Raw genomic sequence first — 13135 nt, forward strand, 5'->3', positions numbered from 1 at the left:
CTACCGTTGAAGTCGTCGGCCGCCCGGCCCGACAGTCGCGAAACGTCGAAGGAGCAAGCAGCCATGGTGTCCGTACGCAGGATCGCGCGTTCCCCGATCACCTGGACGCTGGCAGTCCTGCTCGTGATCGGGCTCGGCGTCGGCTTGGCCCTCACCCAGCCGTGGCGGCTGTTCACCAACACCACCGTCGTCGAGGCCGCACCGACCGTCGCGCAATCCCATGGCGCGGCACCGCCCTCGGGCACGGCGCAGGAACCTCGTGTCCTCGCCACCGGCACCTTCGTCTCACACGAACACGACACCTCGGGCAGCGTGCGGATCCTGCAACTGCCCGACGGCAACCGAGTGCTGCGGCTCGAGGACCTCGACACCTCCGACGGACCCGCATTGCACGTCTGGCTCACCGACGCACCGGTGGTCGAGGGCAAGGCGGGCTGGTTCCTCTTCGACGACGGCAGGCACACCGACCTCGGCAGCCTGAAGGGCAACAAGGGCAGCCAGAACTACCCCATCGCCGCCGACGTCGACCTCGGCACCCTCGCCAGCGTGTCGATCTGGTGCGAACGCTTCCGCGTCTCGTTCGGCGCGGCCACGCTGCAATACACCTGACCCGACGGGCCGCGCCGGCCCGGCCCGAAATAAATGACCCGACAGCGGCGGGTCCGTTATGTCACCATGGAATTCGACGATGATCACCGAGTAACGGTGGTCCACCGAGCATGTGGAAAGGAGGAGGTGGCGAATGATCCCGAACGATTCGACTCGAGCGAACGTCGATGCCACGCAACGGTTGTCGATGGACAAACTCGCATCAGGCCGAAAGCTGAACCAAGCATGCGCCGAACGCGACGACAGCCACCTCCAGGCCGGTAACTGACCCGCCACCTCCTTTCTCGCTCGACTTTCCCGAAACATGGTGATTCCCATGACCTTCCGCCATGCCGCCAGATCCGCGGCACTCACCGCAGACAACTGGATACACACCCCCGTGCTGGTGCTCAACGCGTCCTACGAGGCGCTCGACGAGATCAGCGCCGACCGTGCCGTCGTGCTGCTGATGGCCGGTACCGCGGAGTCGATCGCCGACCGGGCGCCGCACTTCCTCGTTCGCTCCCAGCGCGTCGAAGTGCTACTCCCGGAAACCATTCGGCTACGGCACTACGTCTACATCGAGCACACCGGCCGAGTGAACGACGAGAGCCGGGCGACCCTGGCCGGCGTGCTGCGCCGCGACAAGCACCGGTGCGGCTACTGCGCCGCCTGGGCCCGCACTGTCGACCACATCCGCCCGCGCAGCCGGGGCGGCCCGAACACCTGGGCCAATCTCGTCGCCTGCTGCGGTCCGTGCAATACGACCAAGGCCGACCGCACCCCGGAAGAGGCAGGCATGCGGCTGCTCTGGCAGCCGAAGGCCCCCAACCACCGGGCCAAGCAACAGCGCAGGGTCTGGCAGCAACTCGCCGCCGCGACCTGAACCGATCCGAGAAAGGAGAGATCGCGATGAGCGTTCGTACCGACACCACCGCCGTGGTGGACCTGACCCTGGCCGAGCTGCTCCCACTCTCGGATTCCCGCGAGTGGCATCGGGCCGCCTGCCGAGGTGACCCGCATCACGAGGCCTGGTTCCCGTACCCGTCGCAGGACTTCGACTACGCGCGCGAAGTCTGCGCCGGCTGCCCCATCCGGGTGGCCTGCGGCGAATTCGCGGCCAGCACCGGCCAGTCCGGGGTGTGGGGTGGCCACGAGTTCGACCGAGGGCAGCTGATCCGCCCGTAGCGACCGCCGCCGTGTCCGCAGGGGCACGGCGGCGTTCGTCTCGGCGCGCCGCGCACGGCACGCACCACTCGCCGAGCCCGCAAACCGCAGGTGAACATACACTGTGCTGCGTGGGCACTCATCGCAGCGGAGCCAGGTCCCGAGGAGTCAGCAAAGGTCCGGTTCTCGCCGTGTTAGCCGTTGTGTTGCTGGTCGCGGGCGTCGTCACCTGGTTTCAACTCCGCGACCGCGCAGCCGACGAGGACAGCGCAGCGGCCGCCGAGTGCGTCTCCGGCCCCGCGACGCTCTACGTCACGGCCGATCCCGACATCGCCACCCAGGTGCGGGCCGCCGCCGACCGGTACAACGCCACCAAGCCGCGCGTCCGTGATCACTGCGCCCAAGTCGCGGTGACCGCGCGCCCCTCCTCGGCCGTCGTCGCGGCCTTCACCAGCGGCAAACCCTGGGATCAGACCCTCGGACCGCAGCCGGTACTGTGGATCCCCGACTCGACCCGCTCGGTCGAAGCCATGCGGGTGCCCGGCCTGATCGAGGGCAACCCGGCGCCGATCGCGGTGAGCCCGATCGTGCTCGCCGTGCCGGAACCGTTGCGTGGCGCCCTCGACGAGGCCAAGGTCTCCTGGTCGGATCTGCCACGCCTGCAACAGGGTTCGCTCAAAGATATCGGCCTGCCCGGCTGGGGCGGGCTGAAGATGGCGTTACCGGCGGGCGATGCGACGCTCGCCGCGGCCACTGCCGTCGGCTCCGCGATCTCGGGCACCGAACCGCTGAGCGAGCAGGCCGCCCAATCCGGCCAGGTCGTCTCCGCGATCTCCGGACTCGCCGCCGACGCACCAGAGGAACCCGATACCGCCGCCGCCTTCGCGACCATCGCAGGCCCGCCGGAGGCCGCCACCGTGCACGCCGTCGCCGCCACCGAGCAACAGGTGAAAACCCAACCGGCGCTGGCCATCTACCGACCGGTGGGCGTAGGCCCGGTGGCCGATCACCCGGCCGCGCTGATGTCGGGACCGTGGGTGGACAAGACGCAGAACCTCATCGGTGGACTCTTCGCCGACTTCCTGCGCGCGCCCGAGCAGGCGCAGGCGTTCACCGCGGCCGGGTTCAGCGCCGCACCGATCGCCGCCGCGCCGCCGCAGAAGGCCGCGCTCGACAAGGTGCGCGACATCATGGCCAATCCGGTGCTCGGCGTGCACTCCACTGTCCTGCTGGATGTTTCGGCCTCCATGTCCACCAAGGACGGCACGCTGACCCGGCTCGCGAACGTGATCGGCGCCGTCAACTCGACGATGGCCGTGATGCCGCCCGACTTCGGCCTCGGCGTCTGGACCTACGGCAAGAACCTCGACGGCACCAAGCCGTACAAGGTGCAGGCGGCCACCGCGCCGCTCACCACCGACCAGCGCACCAAGATCAGCAACGCGCTCGACGACGTCCAGCCGAGCGACCAGCGCGCCGATCAGGCCTATCCCACCTTGCTGGCCGCCTTCAAGAACGCGATCGCCGGATACACCGCGAGCCGCACCAACTCGGTGCTGCTCATCACCGACGGTCCCGACGACGACTCGACCGTCACCGGCGCCAAGCTCGCCGCCGACATCACCGCGGCCATCGACAAAACCCACCCCGTCCGCATCGACATCATCGTGATCGGCGGCACCGGAACCCAGACGCTGCAGGCCATCTCGGAGCAGACCGGCGGCACCTACACGCGCCTGCCCACCTCGAACGACCTCAAGTTCGGGACCGCCGTAGTCCAGGCACTCACCACCCCCTGATCACCCGCGAGTGCCCTCCCGCCGAGATCGGCGAGAGGGCACTTCACGTTGCGGCGCTTGCTCTTTCAGCGCCCGATCCGGCAGCGCGCTCGGACACTCGGCGTGAATCTCTTCAGCGCCGAGTGTTTTCCGCACTCAGCCGGTAGCGCTCAGTCGGCGTACGCCTCGAGCGGCGGGCACGAGCAGACCAGGTTCCGGTCGCCATAGGCACCGTCGATGCGACGCACCGGCGGCCACACCTTCGGCCGCGCATGCCCGAGACCCCGCGGGTAGACCGCGGTCTCGCGGCTGTACGGGTGCTCCCACTCGCCGACCAGGCAGGCCGCGGTGTGCGGCGCCCCGCGCAGCGGGTTGTCCGTCACCGGCCAGACGCCGGCGGCGACCTGATCGATCTCCTTACGGATCGCGATCATCGCCTCGATGAAATCGTCGAGTTCCGCCAGGTTTTCGCTCTCGGTCGGCTCGACCATCAGCGTGCCGGCCACCGGGAAGCTCATCGTCGGCGCGTGGAAACCGTAGTCCGCGAGCCGCTTCGCCACATCGTCGACGGTGACGCCGGTCTGCTTGGTGATCTCCCGCAGATCGAGGATGCACTCGTGCGCGACCATGCCGTGCTCGCCGGTGTAGAGCACCGGGAAGTACTCGTCGAGCTTGCGCGCGATGTAGTTCGCCGAGGCGATCGCGGTCAGCGTCGCGCCGCGCAGGCCGTCCGCACCCATCATCCGGATGTAGGCCCAGGTGATCGGCAGGATCGACGCGGAACCGTACTTGGCCGCCGACACCGCGTGCGAGTCGATCTCCAGCGGATCGCCGGGCAGGTACGGCGCCAGGTGCGACCGCACCGCCACCGGGCCGACACCGGGTCCACCGCCGCCGTGCGGGATGCAGAAGGTCTTGTGCAGGTTCAGGTGGCTGACGTCGCCGCCGAACCGGCCCGGACGGGCAAGCCCGACAAGGGCATTCAGGTTCGCGCCGTCGACGTACACCTGGCCGCCCGCGTCGTGCACCAGCGCGCACAGCTCGGCCACCTCGTGCTCGTACACGCCGTGCGTGGACGGGTAGGTGATCATGATGCAGGCCAGCCGGTCGGCGTGGTCGGCGATCTTGGCGCGCAGGTCGTCCAGGTCGACGTCGCCGTTGTCGCGGCACTTGACCACCTCGACGCGCAGCCCGGCCATCGCCGCCGAGGCAGCGTTGGTGCCGTGCGCGCTGGACGGGATCAGGCAGGTATCCCGGTGCGTGTCACCGCGATCCAGGTGATAGCGCCGGATCGCCAGCAGGCCCGCGTACTCACCCTGGCTGCCCGCGTTCGGCTGCAGGCTCACCGAGTCGTACCCGGTGATGTCCGAAAGCCACTGCTCCAGATCCGTGATCACCTGCAGGATGCCCGGCGCGTCCGCCTCCGGCGCGTACGGGTGCACGCGGGCGAAGCCCGGCCAGGTGATGGCTTCCATCTCTGCGGTCGCGTTGAGCTTCATGGTGCAGGAGCCGAGCGGAATCATGCTGCGGTCCAACGCAATGTCCTTGTCGGACAGCGACCGCAGGTAACGCAGCATGGCGGTCTCGGTGTGGTACTTGGTAAATGCCGAGTGCTCGAGGAACCCGGAGGTGCGGTTCTCGATCGCGGCGACCGGGGCAGCCTCGGGCTGTTCGGAAGACAATGTGGTGCCGAAGGATTCGAGCACTGCGGCGACGTGCGCGGTGGTGGTCGCCTCGTCGCACGCGATGCCGACATGATCGGCGTCGACCAGACGCAGGTTGATGCCACTCGACTTCGCCTTGGCGACAACGGCTTCCGCGCCACCGGGCACGTGTGCGAGCACCGTGTCGAAGAAGGTGTCGTGCACCACCGCACCGTCGAGCCCCGCCGCGATCGCGGCGGCATGCCCGTGCACCCGGCGCGCGATCGCCCGCAGCCCGTCGGCACCGTGGTAGCTCGCGTACATCGCCGCGACGATGGCGAGCAGCACCTGGGCGGTACAGATGTTGGAGGTGGCCTTCTCCCGACGGATGTGCTGCTCGCGGGTCTGCAGCGCGAGCCGGTAGGCGACGTCGCCGTCCGCGTCCACCGAGACGCCGACCAGGCGGCCCGGCAGCTGCCTGGCATACGCCGTGCGCACTGCCAGATACCCGGCGTGCGGGCCACCGAAGCCCAGTGGCACACCGAAACGCTGGCTGGTGCCGAAGCACACGTCCGCGCCCTGATCGCCCGGCGAGGCGATCAGCGTCATCGCCAGCAGGTCCGCGCCCACCGCGACCAACGCGCCGCGCTCGTGCGCCGCGGAGATCAGCGACGTCCAGTCCACTACCCGGCCGGAGGCGCCGGGCGCCTGCACGAGCACACCGAAGAATTCACCGTCCGGCAATTCGCCCGCGGACAGATCCGCCGTGACCAGCTCGATGCCGAGCGGCTGCGCGCGGGTGGTGAGCACCGTCTTGGTCTGCGGGAACAGGTCGGTGTCGAGCACAAGCCGGTTCGACTTGGACCGGCTCGCCCGCTGCAGCAGCGTCATCGCCTCGGCCGCGGCGGTGGCCTCGTCCAGCATCGACGCGTTGGCCACGTCCATCCCGGTCAGCTCCGACACCATGGTCTGGAAGTTGAGCAGCGCCTCGAGCCTGCCCTGGCTGATCTCCGGCTGGTACGGCGTGTACGCGGTGTACCAGGCCGGGTTCTCCAGCAGGTTGCGCACCAGCACCGGCGGCGTCAACGTGTCGTAGTAGCCGAGCCCGATCATCGAGGTGGCCACCGTGTTCGAGTGCGCGAGCGCGGCAAGCTCGGCGAGCACCTCGTGTTCGGTTGCCGCAGGCGGCAATCCGGCGAGGCCGGTCCCGTCCAGGATGGTGGCGGGCAGGGCCTTCGTGGCGAGCTCGTCGAGCGAGCCGACGCCGACGACGTCCAAGATCCGGGCGAGTTCGTCCCGATCTGGTCCGATATGACGATCGGCAAATGAACGAGTCACGGCAAGCTCCCATGGGTCGGGCGGGTCGACGCGGGTGTCGACAGGTACCAGCCCTCCCCCTCTGTCGTGGGCGCCTGAGAGATTCGGGTGTCGATCGACATCCCTTTCCCCATGGGCGGGCAGCTCGAAGCCACCGCTTTCCAGAGGCGCCCAAGCCCGCACGGTCCCTTGTGCCTGAGAGATTGACGGGGAGGTGCTGCTCCTTCGGCGCCCGGACTCTGGTCGAACCCGGGACTCTCCCGCACGGCGTTGGCGCGCCACCAGTTTATGCCGACGCCACGCCCGAACGCGGCACTGGTCCCCTCCTGGCTGTGTCGCGCTGGTCACGTGGGGTTCGTCGCGAACTCGCCTGTGGAGAGATGCATCGTTTGATGCGCATATCTACCTAACATCATGTGTGATGGTGAAAACCAAGTGCCACAAAGCACAACACCCCGCTACCCTCTGTGACGGGGAGGCGGGGTGCCGTGGTGGTTGGTCTGACTATTAACCGGTCTTGCGGTTCATCCGTGCCTTGCGCCGGTAGGACAGCTCGTCCTCCGGCCGCTCGGTCACCGCGGACGCGCGTTCTGCCGGGAAGTTGGCGATGGCGCCGGTGAGTTCACGCATGGCACCGCTGACGGCGATACCGAAGACGCCCTGCCCGCCCTGCAGTAAATCAACTACCTCCTCAGCCGAGGTGCACTCGTACACCGAGGTGCCGTCGGAGAACAGCGTGATGCCCGCGAGATCCTGGACGCCTCGGCTGCGCAGATGGTCGACGGCGATCCGGATGTTCTGCAGCGAGATGCCCGCATCCAGGAGCCGCTTCACGATCTTGAGGACGAGAATGTCTTTGAAGGAATACAGCCGCTGGCTCCCCGAGCCTGCCGCGCTGCGGATGGAAGGCACCACCAATCCGGTGCGTGCCCAGTAGTCGAGCTGCCGGTAGGTGATCCCGGCCACCTGGCATGCGCTTGGTACTCGGTAGCCGACTAGATCGTCAGGAACCGAGTCGTCCGGGAACAGGCCTGGCTGTACCACATCCTGCGATTGCTCTGCCACTGACCACTCCCTTGCTTCGCCGACGGCTAGCCCTCATCGATGACCCGGCTCCGTTTCGACCTACTGCGGTTCTACTTACACTGCAACCTGGCCAAAACGGACGTGGCCCAACTATCGAGATTACTCCCCCTGATTGTCAGGGGAGCACCATCGTCGGGCCAAACGCGACGCGCGGGTAAAGTCTCGACCTCTACTTCAGCTGTCGGTGGCTTTGAAATCGTCGGGCGAGACCGATTCCAGGAACTCCTTGAACTTTTCGACCTCGTCCTCGCGCTCGTCCGGCATGACGAGCCCGGCTTCCTCGAGCACCGGCTCCTCGGCGTAGATCGGGCAACCCACCCGCAAGGCGATCGCTACCGAATCCGACGGCCGCGCCGAGATGTGCAGATCGTTCTCGAAGACCAGATCCGCGTAGAAGGTGCCTTCCTGCAGGTCGACGATGCGCACTTCCTTCAAAGTGTGCCCGAGCTCGGTGATCAGGATCTTGATCAGATCGTGGGTCAGCGGCCGGATCGGCGTGACCCCCTCTTGTTCCAACACGATCGCGGTGGCCTCGGCCTGCCCGATCCAGATCGGTAGATACCTGTCCCCCGACACCTCGCGAAGCAGCAGCACGGGCTGGTTCTGCGGCTGCTCGACACGAATACCAATCACACGCATCTCACTCATGACTCCGCCTCGCTGGCGCTCAGCTCCGTCATGTGCGAAGCACGCTGTGACATGATTCGCTCACTTCGTTCGCTCATGCCTGCGCCTCACTCGACCTCGGCATGCGCGATGCACGCTGTGACATGGTTCGCTCGCTACGCTCACTCATCGCACTGCCTCCCATACTCGCCGGCCGCCCGGCATGACTGCTGCAGAGCTCGCCGTACCACGAGTCTAGGCGAACGCGGGCAGGTGCAGCGATCGGTGTGCACAGCCGAAATCGGCGTGTTGGACGACCGAAACATGACGGGGATTGCAGACCGGTTATTCGGCGGGATGCTCAGCCGCCCAGCGACGTCCGCACCGACGACTTCACCAGACACGCATGCAGTGTCAGGGACAGCGCCGCCAACTCGCGCACCGTTTCCTCGGCCCTGGCACGCGCCCCCGCGTCCCTGCTCTTCGCGATCGGGGCGGCGATCTGCGCGACCAGCGCGGCCTCCCGGTCCGCGGCCAGCTTGAACGCACGCAGATGCCGTGCCTCCAAACCGAATTCGGCCATCGCCTTGGCGGTCTTGGCCAGCGTCACCGCGTCGCCGTCGAAAAAGCCTGCGGCGCCGGGGGTGATGAGATTGGCCCGGATCAGGTCGTTGAGGAAGGCGTCATCGATCTCGGCCTTGGCGAGCAAATCCGCGCGGGTGAGCCGGATTTCGTGATCGAAACGCAGATCGTCGGGGGAAATTTCGCTGGGCACCACGCCGAGCCTCCTCGGCGCGGCGGCGCCGTTTCTGTTCCCGCCGGGCGCGGCTTGGTGCTCGGAGTCGGTTACCGACTCCGAGCCACCGGGACGGTCGGCGTGCGCTCGGGCGCGGGCTTCCCGCACCCCGAGCGTCGCCGCACCGCTGTCGATCGCTTCGAGTTGTTCCTTGATCACCTTGAGCGGCAAGTACTGATCGCGTTGCGCGGTCAGCACGAACCGGAGCCGTTCACAGTCGGCGACGGAGAATCTGCGATAGCCCGAGGGCGTGCGCTCCGGCCGGATCAGGCCCTCCGCTTCCAGGAAGCGGATCTTGGAGATGGTGATGTCCGGAAAGTCTGGACGCAACAGGTCGAGCACGGAGCCGATCGACATGCCTCCGCGTGCCCACTGCGCCGCGCCGGTCACAGCGCCGAATCCGTCATGCCACTGACCCCGAGCCCTTCACTTTGCGCGAAGACCCAGCGTCGCGTGCTCATAGACTTCCCGCACCCGCAGACGAATCGCTCACCTGTGCCCGCGGCCCGGTGAGGAACACCAGGCGGAACTTGCCGATCTGTACCTCGTCGCCGTTCTGGAGTTCCGAGGAGTCCACCGGCTCCCGATTCACATAGGTGCCGTTCAGGCTGCCGACATCGACCACCTGGAACGAATCGTCGTCCTGACGGAACTCGGCGTGCCGACGGCTGACGGTGACGTCGTCGAGAAAGATGTCACTGTCGGGATGGCGGCCGGCCGACGTGGTCGGCTGATCCAGCAGGAACCGCGAGCCCGCGTTCGGGCCACGCTTGACGACCAGGAGGGCCGCACCAACGGGCAGACCCTCGACCCCTTGGACCGGCTGTTCACCGGTCGGCTCTCCGGAGCGCGACGCGTCGACCTCGTTCAGGAAATCCGCGCGGAAGACCGACGTCGTCTCGGCCGCGCTCTCCCCGTAACCCGGGTCATTGTTCTCGCTCACCGTTTCTCTCCTCCTCGAACCTGATTATCCATGCAAGCAGGTGATACCTGTGGCACCACGACCTGCCGTCGAGTCCCTAGACTTCCGGCAAGAACTGCCGGTGCATCTGTTGGCATTGACCGTACCCTGCCAGGGCGTGCCCGTGCAGGTAGAACCGGGAAGGCTGATTCAGCCCCCGATAACTCCTTGATAACCTGCCGAATCCAGCAGTTCACCGAGTGTCGCGTCGAGGCCTGCGGCGTCAGCGACCTCCAACTCGAACAGCCATCCGTCACCGTACGGGTCGGTGTTCAGCGTCTCCGGCTGCTGCACCAATTCCTCGTTCACCGCAACAACTTTCGCCGCGATCGGCGCGTAGATGTCGGACACGCTCTTGGTCGATTCGACCTCCGCGATGCTCTCCTCGACCGCGACGTCCTTGTCGACTTCGGGCAGCTGCACGAACACAACGTCACCCAGTTGAGACTGGGCGTAATCGGTGATGCCGACCCGAACCCGGGTGGGGGCAATCCGCTTCACCCACTCGTGCTCTTCGGTGTAGCGCAGATCCTCGGGGGTCTGGGTCACAGGCCGTCCGTCCTTTCCGTTGTGATCGTGTGGGCGCAACTCTATGCGAGGTTCGGACGATCGTTCGACCCGACGCTGCCGACTACGCGGACCGGTGTGGCACAGCCGGTATCGTCCGCGCGATCGCGATGGCTTTACCGGTGTAGAGCACGCCGGTCCATACATACACCGTCGTACCCCAGACCAGTAGTGCCCCGCCGAAGGCCCGTCCGAAACCATCGAGCGGCCAGTCCATTTCTCCGGCGAGCAACCAGGGCAATGCGGACATCAACGCGAAGGTGGCGGCCTTGCCCAGATAGATGACATCGGGCGGCGGCAGGTCGCGGCGCTTGTAGATGACGAGCGTCAGCGTCAGCACCAGTTCGCGACCGAGCAGGATCGCCACCACCCACCACGGGATGATGCCGCGAATCAAGAAGGCCGCCACCGTGGTCACCAGATACAGCCGGTCCACGAACGGGTCGAGCAGGGCGCCGAGGCGCGAGGACTGATCGAGCAGCCTGGCCAGCTTGCCGTCGAGGAAGTCGGTGACGCCGCTGAGGATCAGCAGGGTGAACGCCCAGCCGTCGGCGTGCCGCACCAGCAGCAACCACACCAACAGCGGAACGCCGAGCAGGCGAACGACACTCAGGACATTCGGGACGGTGAGGATGCGGTCGGCGAAGACGCCGCCCAGCGCGCCGTCGGTCTCGGCGCGCTCCTCCGGTTCCGTCGTGCCCGATTCGGTTGTCACGCCCCGTGCTTACCGCACCGACCCCGGTCGACGCCATCCAGACGCGGCCTTTTTTCTATATTCGCGCTCGATATCAGCGTGCGACGATGGCCTGAGCCACACCATCGACCTGACAGAATGAGTATGAAATCATCTCACTGTCGGTGCCGTCAGCCCTGGTGGCCGGTGATGAGAGGAAGTCATGCCCACATTCGACTACGACGTGGTGGTGATCGGTTCCGGATTCGGCGGTAGCGTGAGCGCGCTTCGGCTGACCGAGAAGGGATATCGGGTCGGAGTGCTCGAGGCGGGCAGACGCTGGGACGCCGACACCATTCCGAACACGAATTGGAATGTGCGCAAATCGATCTGGGCGCCTCGCCTCGGCCTGACCGGCCCGCAACGGATCAGCATCCTCGGCAAGTGCGCGGTGTTCTCCGGCGCGGGCGTCGGCGGCGGGTCGCTGATCTACGGCAATACTCTCTACGAGCCGCTGCCCGACTTCTACACCGACAAGCAGTGGGCGCACATCACCGACTGGCGGGCCGAGCTCGCGCCGTACTACGACCAGGCGCAGCGGATGCTCGGCGTTGCGCCGAACCCGAGGATGACCCCGGCCGACGACGTGATCAAGGAGATCGCCGACGATCTCGGCGTCGCGCACACCTTCCATCCGACCAATGTCGGTGTGTTCTTCAACGAGAGCGACCCTGGCACCGAGGTCGACGACCCGTACTTCGGCGGTGTCGGCCCGCGCAGGCGCGGCTGCGTGCACTGCGCGCGATGCTTCACCGGCTGCCCGAACAACGCCAAGAACACGACCACCACGAACTACCTCTACCTGGCCGAACAGGCAGGCGCCGAGGTGCATCCGCTGACAACCGCCACCGTAGTGCGCCCGCTGCCCGACGGTGGCTATGCCGTCGACACCGAGCGCTCGGACCGCTGGATTCGTAAGCAGCGCCGGACCTTCACCGCCGAACAGGTGGTGTTCGCCGGCGCCGCGCTCGGCACCCAGAAGCTGCTGCACAAGATGCGCGACGAGAAGGTGCTGCCTCAGCTCTCGCCCCGGCTCGGCGAGCTGACCCGCAGCAACTCCGAGGCAATCCTCAATGTGGTGAGCCGCTCGCGCCGCGATTTCGCCGAGGGCATCGCGATCACCTCCTCGATCCACCCGGCCGACGACACCCACATCGAGGTCTGCCACTACGGCAAGGGGCAGAACGCGCTGTTCCCGCTGTCCGCGCCGATCATCGACGGCGGCGCGTTCCGGTTCCTGCGCTTCCTGCTTGCGATGGTGTTGCACCCCATGGTCTTCCTGCGCAGCCTCAACGCCAGGCACGCCTCGGAGAAGTCGGTGATCCTGCTCGTCATGCAGTCGCTGGACAATTCGCTGACCTCGTTCCGGCGGCGCGGGCTGCTCAAGACGAAACAGGGCAGCGGAGAACCGAATCCGACCTGGATTCCGCTGGCGCACGACATCGGGCGCCGGTTCGGCGAGAAGGTGAACGGCGATGTGCAGGGGCTGGTGATGGACGTGTTCAACATCCCGGCAACCGCGCACTACATCGGCGGCTGCGTGATCGGCGATACCTCCGACACCGGCGTGGTCGACCCGTACCAGCGGGTGTACGGCCACCCTGGCCTGCATGTGGCGGACGGCTCGGCGGTGACCGCCAACCTCGGCGTCAATCCGTCGCTCACCATCACCGCGCAGGCCGAACGGGCAATGGCGTTCTGGCCCAACAAGAACGAGGCCGACCCGCGTCCAGAGCTCGGCACCGCGTATCAGCGCATCACCCCGGTCGCGCCGCGGCAGCCCGCCGTGCCCGATGCCGCGTCGGGCGCGCTGCGGCTGCCGATCACGCCGGTCACGCCCGCCGTGCCACCCGTGCCCGCCAACTGAAAGGCCAAGCGGTATATCCGTGCCCC

12 protein-coding genes and 1 riboswitch are annotated in these 13135 nt (G+C 67.0%); of the genes, 5 read left to right on the forward strand and 7 right to left on the reverse strand.

Going from position 1 to position 13135, the window contains the following annotated elements; translation table 11 throughout:
- Positions 1-63 precede the first annotated feature (63 nt).
- The 4 genes from NA11_RS07045 to NA11_RS07060 all read left to right on the forward strand — a co-directional run bounded on the left by NA11_RS07045 (position 64) and on the right by NA11_RS07060 (position 3554).
- A complete protein-coding gene (locus NA11_RS07045) occupies positions 64-609 on the forward strand; it encodes a DM13 domain-containing protein (protein WP_069160937.1) in 546 nt (181 codons plus the stop codon).
- 316 nt (positions 610-925) lie between these two features.
- The gene (locus NA11_RS07050) at positions 926-1474 is read left to right on the forward strand and encodes an HNH endonuclease (protein ID WP_069161008.1); all 549 of its coding nucleotides are present in this window, start codon (positions 926-928) and stop codon (positions 1472-1474) included.
- Between the two features lie 26 nt (positions 1475-1500).
- Positions 1501-1776, forward strand: a complete 276-nt coding sequence (locus NA11_RS07055) for a WhiB family transcriptional regulator (RefSeq protein ID WP_069160938.1) — start codon at positions 1501-1503, stop codon at positions 1774-1776.
- Between the two features lie 110 nt (positions 1777-1886).
- The gene (locus tag NA11_RS07060) at positions 1887-3554 is read left to right on the forward strand and encodes a VWA domain-containing protein (protein ID WP_069160939.1); all 1668 of its coding nucleotides are present in this window, start codon (positions 1887-1889) and stop codon (positions 3552-3554) included.
- 149 nt (positions 3555-3703) lie between these two features.
- Here NA11_RS07060 and gcvP read toward each other — a convergent pair whose 3' ends face one another.
- The 7 genes from gcvP to NA11_RS07095 all read right to left on the reverse strand — a co-directional run bounded on the left by gcvP (position 3704) and on the right by NA11_RS07095 (position 11167).
- Entirely contained in the window at positions 3704-6514 is a 2811-nt protein-coding gene (gene gcvP / locus NA11_RS07065; protein WP_069160940.1) for an aminomethyl-transferring glycine dehydrogenase, read from the reverse strand.
- 151 nt (positions 6515-6665) lie between these two features.
- Positions 6666-6766, reverse strand: a riboswitch (glycine riboswitch).
- A gap of 234 nt (positions 6767-7000) precedes the next feature.
- A complete protein-coding gene (locus NA11_RS07070) occupies positions 7001-7558 on the reverse strand; it encodes a MerR family transcriptional regulator (protein ID WP_069160941.1) in 558 nt (185 codons plus the stop codon).
- A 195-nt stretch (positions 7559-7753) separates the two neighbouring features.
- A complete protein-coding gene (locus tag NA11_RS07075; protein ID WP_069160942.1) occupies positions 7754-8227 on the reverse strand; it encodes a bifunctional nuclease family protein in 474 nt (157 codons plus the stop codon).
- Positions 8228-8546: 319 nt separating this feature from the next.
- A complete protein-coding gene (ftsR, locus tag NA11_RS07080; protein WP_141717453.1) occupies positions 8547-9338 on the reverse strand; it encodes a transcriptional regulator FtsR in 792 nt (263 codons plus the stop codon).
- A 100-nt stretch (positions 9339-9438) separates the two neighbouring features.
- A complete protein-coding gene (gene garA / locus NA11_RS07085) occupies positions 9439-9924 on the reverse strand; it encodes a glycogen accumulation regulator GarA (protein ID WP_069160944.1) in 486 nt (161 codons plus the stop codon).
- A gap of 168 nt (positions 9925-10092) precedes the next feature.
- Entirely contained in the window at positions 10093-10491 is a 399-nt protein-coding gene (gcvH, locus tag NA11_RS07090) for a glycine cleavage system protein GcvH (RefSeq protein WP_069161009.1), read from the reverse strand.
- A gap of 82 nt (positions 10492-10573) precedes the next feature.
- Positions 10574-11167: a CDP-alcohol phosphatidyltransferase family protein gene (locus NA11_RS07095; protein WP_069161010.1), complete on the reverse strand. Its 594-nt coding sequence runs from the start codon at positions 11165-11167 to the stop codon at positions 10574-10576.
- A 238-nt stretch (positions 11168-11405) separates the two neighbouring features.
- On the opposite strand from NA11_RS07095, the gene NA11_RS07100 reads away from it, so the two are divergent.
- Complete coding sequence (locus NA11_RS07100) at positions 11406-13109, forward strand: GMC oxidoreductase (RefSeq protein WP_069160945.1); 1704 nt, start codon at positions 11406-11408, stop codon at positions 13107-13109.
- Positions 13110-13135 lie beyond the last annotated feature (26 nt).

It is taken from the genome of Nocardia altamirensis NBRC 108246, from assembly GCF_001612685.1.
Taxonomy (GTDB): Bacteria; Actinomycetota; Actinomycetes; order Mycobacteriales; family Mycobacteriaceae; genus Nocardia; species Nocardia altamirensis.